General features: G+C 64.2%; 17 protein-coding genes. 14 read left to right on the forward strand and 3 right to left on the reverse strand.

Features of this window, described 5'->3' with window-relative positions:
* Positions 1 to 115: 115 nt before the first annotated feature.
* From NN2_RS36145 to NN2_RS07580, 4 genes are all read left to right on the forward strand, one after another.
* Complete coding sequence (locus tag NN2_RS36145) at positions 116 to 613, forward strand: hypothetical protein (protein WP_082856799.1); 498 nt, start codon at positions 116 to 118, stop codon at positions 611 to 613.
* Positions 614 to 972: 359 nt separating this feature from the next.
* Positions 973 to 2,415, forward strand: a complete 1,443-nt coding sequence (locus NN2_RS07570) for a lipase family protein (protein ID WP_231983132.1) — start codon at positions 973 to 975, stop codon at positions 2,413 to 2,415.
* Positions 2,416 to 2,685: 270 nt separating this feature from the next.
* Positions 2,686 to 3,300, forward strand: coding sequence for a hypothetical protein (locus NN2_RS07575; protein ID WP_063011650.1), 615 nt, complete (start codon positions 2,686 to 2,688; stop codon positions 3,298 to 3,300).
* A 56-nt stretch (positions 3,301 to 3,356) separates the two neighbouring features.
* Positions 3,357 to 3,833, forward strand: coding sequence for a hypothetical protein (locus NN2_RS07580; RefSeq protein WP_063011652.1), 477 nt, complete (start codon positions 3,357 to 3,359; stop codon positions 3,831 to 3,833).
* Positions 3,834 to 3,870: 37 nt separating this feature from the next.
* On the opposite strand, the gene NN2_RS07585 is transcribed toward NN2_RS07580, so the two are convergent.
* Entirely contained in the window at positions 3,871 to 4,359 is a 489-nt protein-coding gene (locus NN2_RS07585; RefSeq protein ID WP_063011654.1) for a hypothetical protein, read from the reverse strand.
* Between NN2_RS07585 and NN2_RS39255 the strand changes: the two genes are divergently transcribed.
* Entirely contained in the window at positions 4,246 to 4,761 is a 516-nt protein-coding gene (locus NN2_RS39255; protein WP_501193548.1) for a DUF427 domain-containing protein, read from the forward strand. The genes NN2_RS07585 and NN2_RS39255 overlap by 114 nt on opposite strands.
* Positions 4,762 to 4,896: 135 nt before the next feature.
* On the opposite strand, the gene NN2_RS07595 is transcribed toward NN2_RS39255, so the two are convergent.
* Positions 4,897 to 5,688 carry an alpha/beta fold hydrolase gene (locus NN2_RS07595; RefSeq protein ID WP_169812383.1) on the reverse strand — a complete coding sequence of 264 codons (792 nt, stop codon included), beginning with the start codon at positions 5,686 to 5,688 and terminating at the stop codon, positions 4,897 to 4,899.
* Between the two features lie 375 nt (positions 5,689 to 6,063).
* On the opposite strand from NN2_RS07595, the gene NN2_RS07600 reads away from it, so the two are divergent.
* The 9 genes from NN2_RS07600 to NN2_RS07640 all read left to right on the forward strand — a co-directional run bounded on the left by NN2_RS07600 (position 6,064) and on the right by NN2_RS07640 (position 18,352).
* Positions 6,064 to 6,912, forward strand: coding sequence for a family 43 glycosylhydrolase (locus NN2_RS07600; protein WP_169812384.1), 849 nt, complete (start codon positions 6,064 to 6,066; stop codon positions 6,910 to 6,912).
* Positions 6,913 to 7,050: 138 nt separating this feature from the next.
* Positions 7,051 to 8,463: an L-fucose/L-arabinose isomerase family protein gene (locus tag NN2_RS07605; protein ID WP_063011660.1), complete on the forward strand. Its 1,413-nt coding sequence runs from the start codon at positions 7,051 to 7,053 to the stop codon at positions 8,461 to 8,463.
* A 2-nt stretch (positions 8,464 to 8,465) separates the two neighbouring features.
* On the forward strand, positions 8,466 to 9,947 hold the full coding sequence (locus NN2_RS07610; RefSeq protein ID WP_063011662.1) for an FGGY-family carbohydrate kinase: 1,482 nt from the start codon (positions 8,466 to 8,468) through the stop codon (positions 9,945 to 9,947).
* Entirely contained in the window at positions 9,940 to 10,947 is a 1,008-nt protein-coding gene (locus tag NN2_RS07615; protein ID WP_063011664.1) for a glycoside hydrolase family 172 protein, read from the forward strand. Before NN2_RS07610 ends, NN2_RS07615 begins: the two co-directional genes overlap by 8 nt.
* Positions 10,948 to 11,928, forward strand: a complete 981-nt coding sequence (locus NN2_RS07620) for a zinc-dependent alcohol dehydrogenase family protein (RefSeq protein ID WP_063011666.1) — start codon at positions 10,948 to 10,950, stop codon at positions 11,926 to 11,928.
* A 24-nt stretch (positions 11,929 to 11,952) separates the two neighbouring features.
* Positions 11,953 to 13,326, forward strand: coding sequence for a xylulokinase (gene xylB, locus NN2_RS07625; protein ID WP_082856801.1), 1,374 nt, complete (start codon positions 11,953 to 11,955; stop codon positions 13,324 to 13,326).
* 106 nt (positions 13,327 to 13,432) lie between these two features.
* A complete protein-coding gene (locus NN2_RS07630; protein WP_218022003.1) occupies positions 13,433 to 14,170 on the forward strand; it encodes a hypothetical protein in 738 nt (245 codons plus the stop codon).
* Entirely contained in the window at positions 14,167 to 16,257 is a 2,091-nt protein-coding gene (locus tag NN2_RS36970; protein ID WP_156511251.1) for a hypothetical protein, read from the forward strand. Before NN2_RS07630 ends, NN2_RS36970 begins: the two co-directional genes overlap by 4 nt.
* A 52-nt stretch (positions 16,258 to 16,309) precedes the next feature.
* Complete coding sequence (locus NN2_RS07640) at positions 16,310 to 18,352, forward strand: hypothetical protein (protein WP_156511252.1); 2,043 nt, start codon at positions 16,310 to 16,312, stop codon at positions 18,350 to 18,352.
* Positions 18,353 to 18,536: 184 nt separating this feature from the next.
* On the opposite strand, the gene NN2_RS07645 is transcribed toward NN2_RS07640, so the two are convergent.
* A complete protein-coding gene (locus NN2_RS07645; protein ID WP_063011674.1) occupies positions 18,537 to 19,019 on the reverse strand; it encodes a hypothetical protein in 483 nt (160 codons plus the stop codon).
* Between the last annotated feature and the right edge of the window lie 5 nt (positions 19,020 to 19,024).

Here is a 19,024-nt window from a genome sequence, read left to right on the forward strand (position 1 = left end):
TGCTGTTGTTCGTGAGTGATGCGGCCCACGAGTTTGCTTGACTGCAGTGGAATCGGGCACCAGGCTTGAACGCAGAGTATATAATCCAGCGCTCACTCGAGGAGACGATGGAGCTATGTCCAGCGAACATCTGTCCGAAGAGCCTCAATCGCAGCGGGGAGCCAAAGGCTCGCGAGATACCGGGTCGAATGCGCCGGGCGGCGGCCCGACCGATCGCCCGGCCGGCACGTTCGACCAAGAAGAAGTCACGTCAGCCCGTGATCAGAACCAGTCCGAAGACGACGTCGCCACGACCGGGACGCGTCCACCCGGCGACGCTGAATCGGCCGTGCCGCCCTATGAGGGCCGCCGGACGAGCGCGGAAGAGGTAACCGGCACCACCGGACCCGGGAGCGGCGCCAGGACAGCTGGCGCGACACGTCCGGTGGCCGACCCGAATTTCAAATCCTCTGCGCCTGGCCAGACTTCCGGCGGGGCCACCGCCTCCCCGGCCGAGGAGCAACCCGCATCGCAGGCACCCGAAACCGAGGGCGCCGACGAAGGGGCCGAGGGAGGACATCACGGCGGCGTGCGCAGAGCCGAGGACCAGCCTCGGGAATCACGGCCGCAATAATCGCTACGGCGAGTCGGTTCACCTCGCGGGTTGTCGGCGAGGAGCCCTCTGCCGCGTTGGTCGGCATCGTTGGCGACGGTCCGGACGCGATGACGGAATCGTTATGTTTTTCGACGCATATCGAACTACTCGACCGCCAGAAATGCACGATTCGCGTCGATTCGTGAACGCAATCCTCGACGACATCGAGATTTTTCACAACCGTCGGCGCTGCCACTCATCAGCCGCCGTCGAGTAGTTCCGTTGCACTTCAGCCACCGTTTCGCGCACAAAGCACCGATATTTGCGCGACCACGAATTATGTGTCGATTTCGCAACCCGCTTTCGTGGTCAGGATCGCAGACGCTTGCTAAAGTCGCTTGGCGCAACCCCCCCGGCAGGGGAGACTCCCGGCAGTTTCGTCCGAACAAAGGATGTCGCTTGTGAGAGGGTTTCTGGCAGCTGTGGTCACTGTTCTCGTCGCCAGTGCGTGTTTGGGCGAACAGTCTGCTCGGGCGGACGAAGGCCCGCCCATCGGGCCGATCACGCAGTCATCGCCCGGAAATCCGCCCTCCCCAATGCAGAACTGGATCGACCAGAACATAAAACCGCCGCAGTTGACCGCCGGCCCCGAGCAGTCCGCCGCTGATCAGCAGGCGGCGTTGTGGCGGGCGATTTTGTCGTCGCCGACCGGGGATCAGACCTTCGATGCCTGGCCTGCGAATCTGGCCGCGCTGGAGCCGGGGCAGATCTTCGAGTCGCGTGACGTGACGGCGACGACAGCGCAGCACATGGCGGCGCCGATCGAGCGGGCGGTGCTGTTGAAGTTTCGCTCGACCTCGGCGACGGGCACGCCCTCCTTCGGCACCGCTACATTGATCGTCCCGGCGGCTTCGTGGAACGGTCCGGGGCCCCGTCCGGTGGAGGTGGACGCGATGCCGATCAACGCACTCGGGTTGCACTGCACGCCGGGCTATCAGTTGTCGCACGGCATACTCGATCGGACCAACACGGATCTGGTCTGGTTTCTGCCGGCTATCTGGTCGGCCCTGAACAAAGGGCACGCGGTTCTCCTGCCCGACCATGAGGGCCCGCTGATGGCGTACGGCGAGACGAATGTGGCCGGGCACATGATGCTCGATTCGATTCGCGCCGTGCGTAATGCCCTGCCGGAGTTCGGTAACAGTCGTTATGTGGTCGAGGGCTACTCGGGCGGAGCGATCGCCGCGTATGCCACCGCGATGTTGCAGAGTGAGTACGCGCCGGATCTGTCGGACGTTCTGGTGGGCGTCGCCTCGGGTGGACTGGCGGCCGACTACCGGGATATCGCCCACCGTTTCAACGGCGGGATCGCCTCCGGCATTCTGTTGTCGGTGTCGACGGCGATAGCGCGTGAGCATCCGGAGGTGCTCCAGTACATGAATCATCTCGCGCAGTGGGTGACGACATCCCCGACGCGGGATCTGTGTGGTGACGCCGATGGACCGCTCGGCGTCGTCGGTATTCCGATGGATGTGGCGACGAATATCAGCAACCCACTCGACAGTCCGATGGCCGACAATCTGTTTCGCCAACTGGATTTGTCCGACCGGACGTCGGGTGTGCCGCTGTATATCTATCACGGTGCGTGGGATCCCTGGATTCCCCTGGAGGACGCTCAGCGTATGTACGGTGAGCAATGCAGCCGTGGCGTTCCGGCCGTTTTCCGCACAGTGCCCGGCGAACACCTGAGCAGTTACGTCACCAGCTATCCGGGACTCAGCGAATGGATAGACGGCCGGCTGCGCGGCGAACCGGCACCGAGTGAATGCCCCGGGAGGTAGATTCCTGCCTCGCAGTGCTCTGGGCGGCTTCCGCTCGGCACTCACCGTGGAACGAGAACGCTTGCCCCGCCGTGAAAAACGGTGGTTCAGCCGGGACAACCACCTGCTGCAGGCGTGGTGCATGAGTGTCGTGCTGTTCGGCACTTTGATCCTCGTCTACGGGCTCACGAAATTCGCTGTGGCCGAGTATCTTTGCGGGTGCCCTCGGGGCGACGTCGTAGATCGGATCCGGGTGCGGGAACGATCGGACAAGCGTGGGAGATGTTTGGCATGTTCGACGACGATCTCGTGCGAGATTCGGTGGAGCGGGCCGATGCGTTCCAGCGCGCGCTGGTCGCTACCCTGTGCCTGAATCGAGCGGCCGTTCTCGCCGCCACCGATCGGGCCGACCGCGAGGTCGCCGGACTCTGCCGGCTCATCGACGACTCGCTCGAATACTGTCGCGCTCGCGCGGTCGGTGCCCCACCGCGGATCGGCCCGGAGCTTCTGGCCACGCGATTCCGCGACATTCTCGGCCCTGATGATCTGCCTTTCGAGGAGCCCGACGGTGTCGCGGCCTGGTACATCGATGTGGTCTCGATAGCGGATTACGTCGTGAGGACGTGGAACGAGCCGGATGCCGGCGATTCGCGATGCTTCGACGTCCTGGTCGCCTGCTACTCCCTGGCAGGAATGCTGCAAGACGATCCCCGGACTCCTAGCTCATGGGAGCTCGCCGAGCTCGAGACTGCGAGACAGATCAGCGACCTGCGCGCGGTGGACGGCCTAGCCGAGCCGATCGGCCCCGACCGCCTCGGTGCACTGCTGGCGGCGTCGCAGCCGCTTCGCGAAGCGTACGCGAGGCGATTCCAGGATGTCCTGGGCGAACGCGAACTCGAGCCGTGACGGAGATCGATGCATCGATTGTGCATCGAAGCGGGGTGCATGGGTACAGCCACTACATGACCAACGACACCGACACGAAAGAGGTCGCGGACAGCGGCCTGGCCACCGAGGAGCAGCCCGCGGCCCGGCATCGTCGTCCCGGTGATGCCGGCGACGACGCGGTCCGGGCGGCCGGGACCTTGTCCGAAGCGCTGGAGACGATCGAACAGGCGCGTGGGAATTTGTACGCGTTTCACCGCCTGACCGGTCGTGCCGATCTGCTGTTGGACAGCGCTGCCGATCAGCTCGTCGCCGCGGGCCGCCCGGACTTGGCGGAGCGGGTGCGAAGCGAGTTGATCGGTCGCAACGTGCTATCGGGCCGATGGACATTTCAGATCGTGGAGGAATACGACGACGGGTATTACGCGGCATTCGCCGACATGGAACGCACGGTGCGCGATCAGCTAGTCGAAGGCCGGCGCCACGTCTTCGAAGCGGAGATGAAGGAACAGCGTCGCACCCGCGGGCGTCCGGACCACACCGCACGGCCGTAACCGGCACGGCCCCGGGCAGCTACTCGACCGCGTCGAATCACGATCGTGACATGAGGCGCAACAGGCCGAGCTGCGGTTCCAGTGCGCCGTCCTGGCCGAGGGCACGGAAATCGGCCTCCACGGCGTCGACATCGCGGCGGCCCGCGCGCACCGCGCGGTAGCGCAGGAACGACCAGACGAACATGTCGAGGAACGGTGGCATCACCCCCGAGCGCACCCGGGCATCCAGTGCGGCGAGCGCGGCCCCGTCCGTCGGGGCCAGGCGCGCGAGAAACGATGTGACCGAACGGGTTCGATCCGGCACCACGACGGGTTCGGCGTCGGGGAACCAGCGGCCCAGATCGGCATCGAGGCCACCGTCGACATAGCCGATCAGATCGGCGGGGAAAGCGTCACCGGCCGATCGTAGAGTGTGCCAACAGAATTGGCCTCGCCGCGTGGTGGACGGTCCCGCGCCGCCCCTGTACCGCCGGTCGTCCTTCGCCGACAGCGTGGTCGTTCCATCGGCATCGGTCTCCGCGAACACCGAGTTCGTATTGTCGACGCCGCCGGGGCCCGGCTCGACGGGGCTACCACGATCTCCTCCCGCAGCTGGTCGCCGCTGGGACCCGCTCGCCGATCGAGGCAGAATAGACGCATGGCAAAGGCAACGGTCAACGGTGTCACCATCGCGGAGTCCGACCACTACGAAACAGTGGAGGGCAATATCTACTTCCCGCCGGAAGCGATCAAGAAGGAGTACTTCACGCCCACCGAGACGCACACCATCTGCCCGTGGAAGGGTCGTGCGAGCTATTACACCGTGGATGTCGGTGACGGAAATCCCCTCGTCGACGCCGCGTGGTACTACCCCGAGGCGAAACGGGCGGCGGCCAACATAGAAGGTCACGTCGCCTTCTACAAGAACAAGGTCTCCATCCACGAGTGATCCACCTCGTCCGCCGGCACTGATGTTGCGGGGACGCGCAGAGAGTCGCTTCCGGGGCCGGTAGGCGAGACAGGTCCATGATCGGCAACGCAACCGGTCGCGCCGGCTGCTGCGCGGGTCAACGGAGGCTCGGGATCACCCGGGTAGCGACTTCGACAGGAATTCCAGCAGGTGCGGTTCCACGGCGTCCGCATCGGTGAGCGAGAGGAAGTGCGCGCCGCCGTCGACGATCACCGGCGGTCCGGCGTCGGGCAATGCCGCGGCCAACTCGACGGCTCGATCGACCGGATAAGCGGCGTCCGCCGACCCGTGCAGGACCAGGGCGGGGCAGTCGATCTCGGAAGCTCGGTCGAGGATGCTGTCCCGCTCGACCAGTGGGGTCAGAACGCGGTCGATGTGATCTCCGGAAAGCTTGCGCCACTTGGCCTGCCACTCGGTTGCGTCGTGCCGGCCCAGGCAGATGGCGGCGTTCATGTCGAGCAGGTCCTGCGTCGGACCGAGTTCCCGCCATGCCGCAGCGGCCTGCCGGTAGGCGTCGGCGACCTGCGGGTCCTCGGCGGCGCCCGACGTTCCGAGCAACACGAGCGCGGCCACCCGGTCCGGTGCCAGGAGGGCCATCCGCAAACCGATGAATCCGCCCTGACTCGTACCCAGCACCGCGCACCGGGCGATTCCGAGGTGGTCGAGCAATCCGAGTGCGTCGCGGGCCACGTCCCAATAGGTGAAGGGGCCGTCGGCGGGCGTTTCGCCGTGGCCGCGCTCATCCATGGCGATCAACCGGTAGGACTGGCCGAGCGAACGTACCTGCGGGGCGAACATGTCCGCGTCCATCAGGTAGCTGTGCAACAGCAGTACGGCGGGGCCGGAACCGCCGTGGTCGACATAACTGACGACTTGGCCGCTGTCGAGCGTCATCGCTGTCCGCATGCGGCGCAGTCTATTCGGAAGCGGCGATACCGAGATTGTCCCCACCGATGGGAATGGTGTCGCCGATTCCGCTACACGCATGGATTCGTGGCCGACGCCGGGTGGTCGGGGTGAGGCCGGCTGCGAGTGGGTAATGAATCTTGCCGGCGCAGTGCAGCGCGATGTGGCCGCTCTCCATCGCGGTGTCATCTACCGTGTCATGGGATGCCGAGACGGTCGTTCACCGGCCTGCGAGCCGATCCGCAGTAGGCGTCCCCGGCAGCGTCACACCCGGTACGGCGAACGCGACTGAGGAGAGCGGTGGCAGATGACCGAGATCGAATGTCGAGAAGGACCGCCACCGAGCCTGCTCGTCCGGGGCGATCGGCACGCCGGATGGTGAGCGTTCGAGCCGGGCGTTTCCACACGATCTACGACCCGAGCGCCGGCGAGTCGCAGCGGTGGTACATCAACGACCACACCATCATTCGCGACGAATCGGGCTGCTGGCACCTGTTCGGCATCACCCATCCCGAACCCGCGGATCCGTTCGACGAGATCGAATTCGCCCACGCCAGTGCCGACGATCTGCAGGGCCCGTGGACCACACACCCGTCGGCTCTGGTGGTGGACCGCGACTACGGCGAGACGCACCTGTGGGCGCCGTACGTGATCCGCGCCGACGGCCGCTACCACATGTTCTACGCGGGCGGTGGTGACGACCGCACCGCGGCGGCGATCTGTGTGGCCACCTCCGACGACCTGTTCGAGTGGACCCGCGAACCGACCGGGCCGGTGTTTCGCGACGGGTACGACGCCCGCGATCCGATGGTCGTGTGGATCGACGACCGCTGGGTGATGTACTACGCCGCGACGAGTTCGCCGACGGGCGGCAACTACGTGGTCGCATACCGCACGAGTAGCGACCTGCGCACCTGGAGCGAGCGGCACATCGCGTTCACCGACCCCACGTCGGGCACCGAGGCCGGCAATACCGAATCACCGTTCGTGTTGTCCCACAACGGATCCTGGTATCTGTTCATCGGCCCGCGACCCGACTACGTCGGCACCGACGTGTTCCGCGGCGACAGTCCGTACCACTTCCGGATCGACGACCGTGTCGGCCACATCGCCGCGCATGCCGCCGAGGTGATCGACGACGGCGATCTGTGGATCACCAGTTGCGGCTGGGGCCAGGGCGGAGTGTCGCTGGCTTCCCTCGAGATCGGCAGAACCGCACCGTAGACCGTGCCCCGAGTGATATCTCTAGTGGTGCGAGCGCGGCCCGGAGGCGGCAGCCTGCGTTACCACCGAGGACCGTGCGGACCACCATCGGGCACAGCAGCGAGTAGTCCGACCGTTCGTCTCTGGAAGGGATCCGGCGTGGCACGTATCGGTGTGATCAGCATTTCCGACGGACGCGACTATGTGCACGACGGCATAGCCGAGTTCATCCGTACCAACGAGGACCGGCTCGTCGCCGAACTGACCTCCGCCGGACACGAGGTGGTGCGCGGCTCCGCGCCGGTCAGTACCAACACTCTCGCCGTCTCGGTGGCTCGCGAAGTCGCCTCGGCCGGAGTCGATCTGACCGTTCTGCACTACGCGGTGTGGGCGTTCCCGCACTTCACGATGCTCGTCCAGGGAGCCACGCCGGGAGCGTTGCTGCTGCTGTCCAATATCGACCCGGTCCAGCCCGGAATGGTCGGGATGCTGGCGGCCGGGGGAGCGCTGGATCAGATCGGCCGCACGCACACCCGGCTGTGGGGCGACCCGGCCGACCCGGACCTGATCGAGAAGGTCGGTGTGCAGGCGGTGGCGGCGTCGGCGGTGTCGAGCTTGCGCGGCTCGACGTTCGGACGGTTCGGCGGCCGGCCGATGGGGATGAACACCGCTGTCGCGAATACCGATCAGTGGCAACGCATCTTCGGTGTCGACGTCGAGGAGATCGACCAGTGGGAGATCGTGCGCCGCGCCGAGCTGGCCGATGCCGCGGAGGTCTCCAAGGCTCGGACTTGGCTGGAGGAGACCACCGCGGGCGTGCACTACGACGGTGACAAACTCACGCCGGAGTTGCTGGAGCGCCAGATCCGGTCCTACCTCGCGGTGCGCGAGCTGATCGACGAATGGAATATCGACTTCTCCGGCATCAAGGGGCAGCCCGAGCTCACCCAGTACTTCGCCACGATGGACGTCACGGAGGCGTTCCTCAACGACCCGTACGACTGGAACGGTCCGAAACCGACGCACGTGTGCGCGACCGAAGCCGATATGGACGGCGCGCTGACCATGCAACTGCTGAAACAGATCTCGGGGACGCCGGTGTTGTTCGCCGACGTCCGCCACTACCACGCGGACCGCGACATCTGGGATCTGTGCAACTCCGGCCAGCACGCCACCTGGTTCGCGGCGCGCAGCGACGATCCAGCGGAGAACCTGTCCCGCGTGCATCTGTTCCCCGAGGTGTTCTTCTTCCCCGCCGGCGGGGCGTCCGTCCATCATCTCGCGGCCCCGGGGCAGATGACGCTGGCCCGGCTCACGCGCAACGACGGCAACTATCGAATGCAGTTGATGCTCGGCGACTTCGAGACCTACGACGAGGCCACCAACGACGAATTGATGCGCCAGTCGACCCGCGAATGGCCGCACGCGTTCGCGCGGCTGGACGCTCGTGCCGAGGATTTTCTGTCCCGGTTCGGCGCCAACCACATCCACGCCGTGCCCGGTGACCATCGCGGGACCGTGCGCGCCGCGTGTGATCTGCTCGGTGTCACCGTGGACGAATTCACTCGGTGACCATGTTCCTCGGAATCGACATCGGCACATCGGGTTCCAAGGGCGTACTGACCGACGCCGACGGCAAGGTCCTCGCCCGTGCCGAGCGTCCGCACGAGGTGTCGATGCCGCGACCGGGCTGGGTCGAGCACGACGCGGAAACCGTGTGGTGGGCGGATTTCGTCGCCATCGCCCGCGAACTGGTCGGTGCCGCCGCCGGTGCTCGGCTGGAGGGGCTCGGGATCAGCGGTATCGGGCCGTGCCTACTGCCCGCCGACGCGCAGGGAAACCCGCTGCGGCCGGCCATCCTGTACGGCGTCGACACCCGGGCAGGAGCTGAAATTGCCGAATTGGCAAACGAATTCGGTGCGGCGGCGGTGCTCGAACGCGCCGGCTCGCCGCTGACCAGTCAGGCCGTCGGACCGAAGCTGCGGTGGCTGGCGCGGCACGAGCCGCACGTGTACGAGCGCACGCGCATGCTGCTCATGGCGAGTTCCTTTCTCGTGCATCGGTTGACGGGGCGATACGTGCTCGACCATCAGTCGGCGAGCCAATGCGTGCCCATGTACGACCTGCGCAAACGAGAATGGGCGAGCGACTGGGCCGAGCACTGCGCTCCGGGCCTGCCGTTGCCCGAACTCGCCTGGCCCACAGAGATAGTCGGCCGGGTGACTGCGGAAGGTGCTGCCGCGACCGGTCTTCCGGAGGGCTTGCCGGTCACCACCGGCACCGTCGACGCGTGGGCCGAAGCGGCCAGCGTCGGCGTACGCGCTCCCGGCGATGCCATGGTCATGTACGGCACCACGATGTTCCTGGTCCAGATCCTCACCGAGCCGCGTCCGCATCCAGGCCTGTGGGGAACCTGCGGCGCGTGGCCCGAAACCTATTCGCTCGCAGCGGGAATGGCGACCTCGGGCGCGGTCACCGATTGGCTGCGCCGCCTGGTCGGCGGAGACTTCGGTGACCTGGTCACGGAGGCCGGCAAGGTTCCGGCGGGCAGCCGGGGACTGCTGATGCTGCCGTATTTCGCCGGTGAACGAACGCCTCTGTTCGATCCAGACGCTCGTGGCATGGTCGCCGGCCTCACTACCAGCCACGGCCGCGGCGAGCTGTACCGCGCCGCGCTGGAAGGAACCGCATACGGGGTGCGACACAACCTGGAAGCCATGGCCGACGCCGGTGGCCGCGCTCGACGCTTGGTCGCGGTCGGGGGTGGAACGAAGGGCGGTCTGTGGACCCGGATCGTGTCCGACGTGACCGGTCTGCCGCAGGAATTGCCGGCGGAGACCGTCGGTGCCTGTCTCGGCGACGCCATGCTCGCCGCGGAGGCTTCCGGCGTCGACACCTCCGGCTGGAACCCGGTGACGTCGATCGTCGAGCCGGAAGCCGCACGGCACGCGGTCTACGACCAGTACTACCGGCGCTACCGCGAACTCTACGAATCGACTACGGATATCGCGCATTTCCTTGCTACCGAACAACATCGGGCGGCGAATAATGGCTGAACTCTGGCGACTCGACCGGGCGCGGACACGCTCGATCAGCCCCGAGAACCCGACCGGCGCGCCGGGCGCGGGCGCACGGGCGGAGACCGGCACCGGCGCGGGCGCGGCACGCGATCTCGGTGTGGGGTGGAAGGTGTCCCCGTCGATCGACCTCGCGGCCGGATCCACCGCGACGCTGGCCGACGTATCCGGACCGGGCGTCATCCGGCACTTCTGGCTGACCACCGACCGCACACTGCTGCGCCGATTGAGGCTGACTTTCACCTGGGACGACGACCCACATCCGTCGATCGACGTGCCGCTGGGCGACTTCTTCTGCAACGGCTGGGACGAACTGGCACTGGTGAGTTCGGAAATGGTCGTGGTCGCACCCGCCGGTGGCCTGAACAGCTACTGGCCCATGCCTTTTCGCGAGCGCGTCCGCGTCACCCTGCACAATCCGACCGAACGTTCGGTGCCGGTCTACTATCAGCTCACCTACGACGAGACCGAGGTAGGCGAGGACGCCGGCTACCTGCATTGCCAACGGCGACACAGTAATCCGCTGGGCACTCCGGCCGTGCACACCATCGTCGACGGTATTCGGGGCCGCGGACGCTATGTCGGCACCTATCTGGCGATCACCCCCAACGCCCCGGGCTGGTGGGGCGAGGGCGAGATCAAATTCCATCTCGACGGAGACGACGAGTTCCCGACGATCTGCGGCACCGGCACCGAGGATTATTTCGGCGGCGCCTGGAATTTCGACCTCGACGGCGCCTACCGAGATTATTCCAGCCCGTATCTCGGCCTGCACCAGGTACTTCCGCACGACGAGATCTACACGCCGCAACAACGATTCGGCATGTACCGCTGGCATGTGCGTGACCCGATCCGCTTCCACGAGGAACTGCGCGTCACGCTGCAAGCACTGGGATGGCAGGACGGCGGGCGGTATCTGCCGTTGGCCGACGCCGATATCGCCACCACCGCATGGTGGTACCAGGAAAGGGGACGGTGAATGCGTGCGTTGGTGATCGAAAAGCCCGGTGAGTACTCGGTCCAGACAATTCCGGACCCGACCCCCGGCCCCGGCGAGGTGGTCGTCGAGGTGGCCGCGGTAGGAATCTGCGGCACCGACATCCACATCGTCGAAGGCGAATTCCCACCCACGCCCTATCCGATCGTGCCCGGCCACGAGTTCTGCGGTGAGATCGTCGACGGTCCGAGGTCCGGCGAGAAGGTGGCCGTGGACCCGTCGCTGTTCTGCGGCGCGTGCCACTACTGCCGCATCGGCCGCGGCAATCTCTGCGAACGCTGGGGCGCGATCGGCGACACGGTGAACGGCGCCATGGCCGAATACGTCGCGGTGCCGGAGGCCAACTGCTATGCGCTGCCGGCCGATCTGCCCACCGCACACGGCGCGCTGGTGGAACCGCTGTCGTGCGCGGTGCACGGATTCGACGGATTACCACGCACATTGGGTGCGCACTATCTGATCTACGGCGCGGGCACCATGGGCCTGATGATGCTGCAACTCGCCGTGACCGCGGGCGCGACCTCGGTTTCGGTGGTGGACCTCAACACCGACCGATTGCAGGTCGCCCGCACACTCGGCGCCGACGCGGTAGCCACGAACGCCGACGAGTTCGACCGTCCGCACGGCTGGGAAGTCGTCATCGACTGCACCGGCGCGATCCCGGCGATCGATGACGGCCTCACCCGGGTCCGCCGCGGCGGCACCTACCAGCAGTTCGGCGTCGCCCCCGGCGACGCGACGGCCTCCTTCTCGCCCTTCCGCATCTATAACGACGAAATCACCGTCGTCGGCTCGATGGCAGTGGTCCACAGCTTCGGCCGCGCCGTCGACCTGATGTGCAAGGGCGCGATCGACGCCGACACCATGATCACCCACACCTTCGGACTCGACCAGTTCTCGGAAGCGCTGCAAGCCTTCCGCGACGGCATCGGCCGCAAGATCCAGATCGCCCCGCGCGGATAGCGGATAGATGGCAACGTCGCCGGAGTGGACAGCTCCACCCAATCCTGCAAGGTCGTGGTGTGCGACGCGGACACCGGTGAGGTGTTGGCGCGGGGATCCGCGCCGCACCCTGACGGAACCGAGGTCCCGCCTGAGGCATGGTGGACCGCATTGCAACAGGCGGGGGAGGGATTGCTCGACAAGGTCGACGCGGTGTCGATCGCCGGCCAGCAGCACGGCCTGGTGGCGCTCGACGATTCGCACCGCCCGGTGCGAGATGCCCTGCTGTGGAACGACGTTCGCTCGGCCGAGGCGGCTGACGACCTCGTCGCGGAACTGGGCGGCCCGCAGGCGTGGCTGGACGCAGTCGGCAGCGTCCCGGTCGCCGCCTTCACCGCCGCGAAACTGCGCTGGATGGCCGATCACGAGCCCGAACTCGCGGACCGGGTCACCCGAGTGATGTTGCCGCACGACTACCTCACCTGGCGATTGCTTGGTGGTAGTGGTGCCGCACCCACCACCGATCGCAGCGACGCCTCGGGCACTGGATACTGGTCCGCGGTGGAGGGCCGGTATCGAGAAGATCTGCTGGCCTTGGCCTTCCGTGACCGGACCCCGCAACTTCCGAGGGTGGTGGAACCGTCCGAGAGCGCCGGACGCACCGCATCGGGCGCTCTGGTCGCCGCGGGCGCGGGGGACAACGCGGCTGCGGCGCTCGGGCTCGGGATCGGAGATGGCGACGTGGTGATCTCGCTGGGCACCAGCGGGACGGCGTTCGCGCGCACCTCGCTGCTGCACACCGATCCGTTCGTCAACGGATTTGCGGATGCGACAGGACAATTCCTGCCGTTGGTGTGTACGCTCAACGCCGCCCGAGTGCTCGAGGCAACAGCCACAGCCCTGAGAATCCCGCTAAGCGAACTCGATGCGATGGCCCGCCAGGCCCCACCAGGCGCCGCCGGAGTCGTACTGCTGCCATACCTGTCCGGCGAACGCACCCCGAATCTCCCGCACGCGACAGGCAGCCTGCACGGTTTGAGCATGGAGACAATGCGCCCCGCACATCTGGCCCGCGCCGCAGTCGAAGGGATGCTGTGCAATATGGCAGACGCGCTCGACCGACTGCGTGCTGCCGGCGCGACACCCCGGCGAGTACTCCTGATCGGCGGCGCTTCGCGTTCGGCGCTCGTAGCCGAGACCGCCGCGCAGATCTTCGGTGCGGCGGTAACCGTGCCGGAGCCAGAGGAGTATGTCGCCCTCGGCGCCGCGCGACAGGCCGCGTGGGCATTACAGGGCGGCACCGAGCCGCCGCGGTGGCCTGCGGCGGCGAGCGTCGAGATTCCACCCGGTGAAGGTGCCGTGGGTCTGCAGATCCGCAGCACCTATACTCAGGCACGAGAGACGTTGTACCGCAACTGATCGTTCTACAAGCCATCCAGCTCGGACACGGTGATGCCGTGGGCGGCGACTCCTGAGCTAATGTGTAGGTACCAGCATCGGCGCCACTTCCATAACCTTCTTGACAATGATTGAAGAGGTTGAACCGCTCGCGTGCGGTCCCGCCACTCGCTACGGTAAGTTCATGCAAGGGGATGACGGAGGGGATCGGTTTGCCGACGCGATTCGGCTTCTGCTTCTGATTGCGGGTACTGCGGACCCGCTCGACGAGATATCAGCTAAGGGGGCACCGGCGACCGCGGTGGCGGTGGTTCGGTCAGAGAGTCGTCTGCAGAAGCTCGATTTCTGGCTGCGGAATCCTGACTACCTTGCCGACGAGCTATTGAACGACTATGAGCGTGAACATGATTCGCAGGCTCTGGAGATCGCCGGTAGCATCCTCGATTCGGAAGAGCCCGAAATCTGCGCTATTCCGATGCTGAGATATCTTTTTGGTGCGTTCGAGCACTTGGACCGCGCCTTGAGTGTGCTGGTCGCGCCACGATTGCTGATGATTGAGACCAAACGCAACGTGACCGGGAAGGTGATCCAGGACAACTACTACCTCACACAGAAGGGGCGTGAGATCGCAGACCGTGCGACGGCCGAGTTTCCTGAGTTGGCCTGGTACACCGAACGCGCGGTGCTGGTGCGGGCTCTTGCTGACGCTACAGGACACACCGGGTTGGCGCTGCGCAAGCGACAGTATCTACAGCGAGATTACGCCTCCACTCCAGTGGGAGAGATGATCCCTTCGATCGCCGAGCAGGCTCGAAAACGATTGGCGCAACTTCGGGTTGCTACATTGGATGGTGACGCGGCGTGACTGCGAACATGCTGGTCCCGAGTGAACAGATGCTGCACGAGCAAGTCGCCGAGCGGTTGGGTAACAACGTCGCCCCTGAACTTGTGGCTGAAATTCTTACCAAACATGGGTTAGAGCTGACGGGCCCGTTGCCGACCAAACGGGAACTGGTCGTGCACCGTTTGTATTGTGACGGTGAGAAGTCGGGTACCGACAGCAACGATGGCCCATTTGCCTGTGATATGCGGCTGGGCCGCGGACCGTGGGTGATCGCCAGCAGGATCAACTCGGCGGGCAAGTCGAGCCTGCTTTGGGCACTCAGTTTCGCACTGCGGGGGGAAGGTTTCGATGGTTTCGCCAGGCCCGAAACGAGGGGATGGTTTCAGTATGTTCGCGCCGACGTGGTCGTAGGCGGGGCCGCTGCCTCAATTCGGCTGTTGTTCGAAGAGCCTGGGCGCCCGAGCGTGAGACTACTGACCGCTAACACGATCGAGGATCTACTCGCCCTCGACGGCCGGTGCGAAGATCACCCTGACGTGCACGTGATGGCGAGCGCTGGGCCAAGCGGGGTTCGAACACTGATCGGGCGATTCATGATGGAACGTCTGGGGCTCCGGCCTCTGTCGGTTTGGACTTCGGAGCAGGGCGCCTCAGCCACCGCCGACGGCGAACGAGATGGCGCTGAGCGTGTACACGGCTGGGCTAGCTACTTCTATGCGATCGCTCTCAATTCCGCCAGCGACAGTATCCTGTTGGGACCCACGGTCGTCGGTCAGCTTCCGGTGAAACTGATGCAACTTTTTTTGAATGTGCCCTTCGCGCCAGAATTAAGTCGGACCTCATCCCTGACAAAAGTGTTCACTCAGGAAGCCAGTCGTGTTGTACGTCGTGCTGAGGATGATGCTCGGAGTCGCCATGACAAGATTGCTCCATTGCGAAATGCGCTGGTCGACGCAGAGCAGCGGTTACGCGCTGTAGAGGCTGGAGGTCCGGACATAGGAAAGCTCGCCGACGATGTGGCACGAGCTGGCGAGGAATTGGCGGCCTGCAGGGCAAGACACGATGAGGCTAGCGAGCAATACGCAGCATCGCGGAAGGCCAGGCAACGGGATCAACGTGAGGAACGCCGCTTCAAACAAAGCGGAGCGGCACGCTTACTGCTGGGTGCGTTGGAACCGGAAGCATGCCCCCGCTGCGACCACGAGATTGACGACACGCGGCGGATCGCAGAGGACGTCGAACATCGCTGTTCGGTCTGCGTGAACCCGCTACCCGACATTATGCATCCGCAATCCGAGACCGACGCCATCGCGGAGATTGACGCACGCCTCGCCGCCTCAAGGCTGGTGGAAGAACAGTGTGCCGCTGTGATGGGCAAGTCCGCGAACGCACTCGCCACCGCACGGGCGCGCTACGAAGAAGCTTCTGAAGAGCTGAATGCTGCGCGATCAGGCCAATGGTTCATCCGCTATGAAGAGTGCAAACAGGAAGTTCAGCAGCTGCAGGGTGCCCTCGCGGTAGTAACTGGCGAACGTGAGGTAACAACCTCTGACGTCCTTATGAAGGCCATTGACACTGTGAGCGTGGAAGAGACGAGTCTGGTCGACGCCGCGATCGGTGAGATGCACGTCCTGACCGCAACGAGCAGTGTTCTCAAAGAGTTGGTGGACGCGAACAGCCGTGCGCTCTTCGCCGAATTGAACGAAGAGATCGTCCGTATCGCCCGTCGTTTGGGAGTAACGAACTTGACGAGCGTCAATCTGAACCTTGCGGGGCACCTCAATGCCGTGAAGTCGGGAGCGAGACATTCGTTCAAGAAGTTCAGCCCTGTGGACCGCCTTCGAATGCGGATCGCGACCGTCGTCGGGATGATCAATATCGGACGTCGTCGTGGAATTATGTCGCACCCGGGACTGCTGCTCGTCGATGCTCCGACCGCAGATGAACTGACTCCGGAAGTTAAGTATCAGGTTCTGTCCGCCCTTTACGAGACCGCGGAGAGTGTCCCAGACATGCAGGTGATCATCACCTCGATCGAGGAGCCGATATGGACGATCTTCCCGAGGGACCGCATCCTTACCGGGCCGCGCGAGCGTGAGTTGTTCTGAGCGATGGTCAAACCGTACACGGCGCTGAACGCGAGGAGGGACAGTGCATCCCATGGACGCGCGAATCGAGGCGTGGGCACGCAGGACACCCTCCACCGAGCTTGCCTGCGGCCCAACCATTGAGGAGCTTGGTGGCCCCGACGAAATCGTCGCCCAAGCCGACTACTTCATAGGGGGACCATTTCTCGGATATCTGGTCACCGCCGCTGGAAAGGACGTCAATCGTGGTCTAACGCCGGCGCTCGCTGACACGATCGTCGCCGGACTGACCAATTCGACTCGACACTTAGCTTTCGCTGAAGCGCTCGATTCTCTCGCGGCTCAACCGGGGCTAGTCCGCGCGCTAGGGGGGAGGGCGGTTGCGAAGGCGCTCCTCGACAGAATCACCGCCGCTGGCGAGGCGACCGAAGATCCGGCAGTAGCGCTCATCGGAGCTGATTCCGCTGAATGCCTGCTGCAACTGGCGATGGCAAAAGTGACGACGGCGGCCCAGCTTGCGGGGAAGCTGGACGAGGTTACCGAGGACGTCGCAGCACTGCCGAAAGAATTCGCAGTCAGGCTCCCTCGGCTATTAGGTGCTCTGGATGCTCACCTTCCGGGGGCCGGCATGCGTGAAGCTCTTGAGCGTTGTCTACCGTTCGACCATACTTTTCGCGACGCAGCTTTTGAGCTCGCGCTTTCCGACATACGGAGCGCTCTCGAACAACACGGCTATCAAGCGATCATCTCTCGTCTTTCGACCGTTCGCAGCCAACTAATTGCGTTGGCCGAGACGGACCCAGACAGATTGGACGCCACGATCTACTTGGCCGCGATCGACGGGCTGCTAGGTCTGTCGGCCCCCGACGCGCCCGAGCGGGTTTCGAATGCAGCCGCCGTTTTGCATGAAAGCCTGCAGCGATACCATTCGTGGCGAATGCGCACCAATACTCCGTCGTGGAGTAGGTCGCGCCAGGAGGACATAGCGTCATGGGCAAAGCTCATTGCTCTGCTGGATGACGCAGCAAATTACATGGGGCGGGATGATCCTTGGTATGAGCACGGGCACGGCATCTTGACGGCGCTCGTAGGTGCATACACGGCGCACCACACCCTGACCGTCCTTGCAGATGCACCTGCGCAATGTGTTGTCGAAACGCTCGTGTCTCCAGTGATCGAAGACGTCTTCCTGCAGAACGAAAATCGACTGCGGATCCTCAGGTACGCGTTGGCGAACGACAGAGAGTTGCGGGGCGACCCTGGAGCTCAAATGCTCGATGCGGCTCTGGTTGCGAGGCTGGACGAAAGGGAAGCTTCAACAACGTCCGAAGGGGTCGATCTGGGAAAAGCTCGGCGCTGGCACCAACTCGCGCGCCAGCTCTCGCACGACTTCCCCGAGATTGTGGCCAACAATGATGAACTTGTCCTCGACAGGCTGGAGCTCGCATTGCGAGACACTGACGATCTGGCTGTGGCCGCAGCTGACCCCAAATACAGCCGACTCATGAGGTCGCTTGTAGAGCGACTGGAGCGATCGGGCGACTGGTGTGCAGGTGTAGCTGAAGCCTTTCTCGTCCTCCTGGACGTCACAATAAACTTTATGTGCTTCTCCTACGAGGTCGGCCGCAAAATGGGAGGAGGCTATACGGAATACCTTCGCCTGCGCGACAAGGACGGGAAGAAGCAGAAGGTAGACGAGGCCCTGTTTCATCAGCACTACCTCAGTTTCGTCTACGGCACATCGCTATTTCGGATTGTTCACTCCGAAGTGATCGATAAAGCTGGTGGGCGCGTGGATATACTCTTCACTTTTCCGGCGGCGCAAATCAATGTTGAATGCAAGATAGAGGACAAGGATGCCAGTCGAAACGGTTTGAGAAAATATGTAGCGCAGGCTGCTGAATATCAGAATACAGGTCCTTCCTTTGCTGTCTTGCTCGTCCTGGACAAGACGGTGGGCTCAGAAGGGGCGGTGAACTTGTTTGACAGCGTGTGGATAGAAGAAGTCCAGAGGTCCGATGAAGTAGAACCATGCCTGGTTGTTGTTTTCCGGATACCGGGAAGTCGCGAGAATCCTAACGATCTTCGGCCAGGTCTTCGACCGATCGACGCCTAAAGGTGAGGGGGTCAACTGCTCGGAGATGTGCTTGAAAGCGTTTTCAAAGTAATATCACCGAACGGATTTCCGCCTTTGGATTGGCAATAATAGCGTAATTATGCAATCTACGGAACCAATCTTCGCTTCAACTATTCCCTTCGCATGTTTGTGCTGGGCGGATGTCTCCTTTTCGTAAAACCGACTACGCGCGAACTGCACCGTCGGGCCACACGATTTCTACGGGCAGTTCCTTCTGCTGCGCCAGCGCGACAACGGTTCCCGTCCCACTGCGTTCGCCGGCCTGGCCGTCCCACACAGCGATCAGTCGATCGCACGACCCGAGCACAGCCTGGTTCGCAGCTTCGTAGGCGTCGGCACCGGCGTCATTGAAATCCATCACACGCACCGTATCGGCTCGGCGCAACAATTCATCGAACAGCTCGGCATGGTCCTGCTTTACCTTCCGCTCGCGGTAATTCCGCGACGGGAGCACCACTTCCAGGCGCCCGCCTCGATCGAGAACGGCCTGCGCGAACACCGAGTCGGCTCCACGGGCGATGCAGCTCACACCGACCAAGTCAGCCGGATCACCCGCATCGACCAGATGACCGACGATCTCGTCGTACACCAGCCGGGCCGTCTCCGGCGTGATGTTCATATGCCCGGTAACGCCGATACGCACCATCCACA

The organism is Nocardia nova NBRC 15556, assembly GCF_001613005.1.
GTDB classification, from domain to species: Bacteria; Actinomycetota; Actinomycetes; order Mycobacteriales; family Mycobacteriaceae; genus Nocardia; species Nocardia nova.

Coding starts and splice junctions, on each gene's coding strand:
- NN2_RS36145 (WP_082856799.1), top strand. CDS start 116: ATGTCCAGCGAACATCTGTCCGAAGAGCCTCAATCGCAGCGGGGAGCC.
- NN2_RS07575 (WP_063011650.1), top strand. CDS start 2,686: ATGTTCGACGACGATCTCGTGCGAGATTCGGTGGAGCGGGCCGATGCG.
- NN2_RS07580 (WP_063011652.1), top strand. CDS start 3,357: ATGACCAACGACACCGACACGAAAGAGGTCGCGGACAGCGGCCTGGCC.
- NN2_RS07595 (WP_169812383.1), bottom strand. CDS start 5,688: ATGCGGACAGCGATGACGCTCGACAGCGGCCAAGTCGTCAGTTATGTC.
- NN2_RS07600 (WP_169812384.1), top strand. CDS start 6,064: ATGGTGAGCGTTCGAGCCGGGCGTTTCCACACGATCTACGACCCGAGC.
- NN2_RS07610 (WP_063011662.1), top strand. CDS start 8,466: ATGTTCCTCGGAATCGACATCGGCACATCGGGTTCCAAGGGCGTACTG.
- NN2_RS07615 (WP_063011664.1), top strand. CDS start 9,940: ATGGCTGAACTCTGGCGACTCGACCGGGCGCGGACACGCTCGATCAGC.
- NN2_RS07620 (WP_063011666.1), top strand. CDS start 10,948: ATGCGTGCGTTGGTGATCGAAAAGCCCGGTGAGTACTCGGTCCAGACA.
- NN2_RS07630 (WP_218022003.1), top strand. CDS start 13,433: ATGATTGAAGAGGTTGAACCGCTCGCGTGCGGTCCCGCCACTCGCTAC.
- NN2_RS07640 (WP_156511252.1), top strand. CDS start 16,310: ATGGACGCGCGAATCGAGGCGTGGGCACGCAGGACACCCTCCACCGAG.
- NN2_RS07645 (WP_063011674.1), bottom strand. CDS start 19,019: ATGGTGCGTATCGGCGTTACCGGGCATATGAACATCACGCCGGAGACG.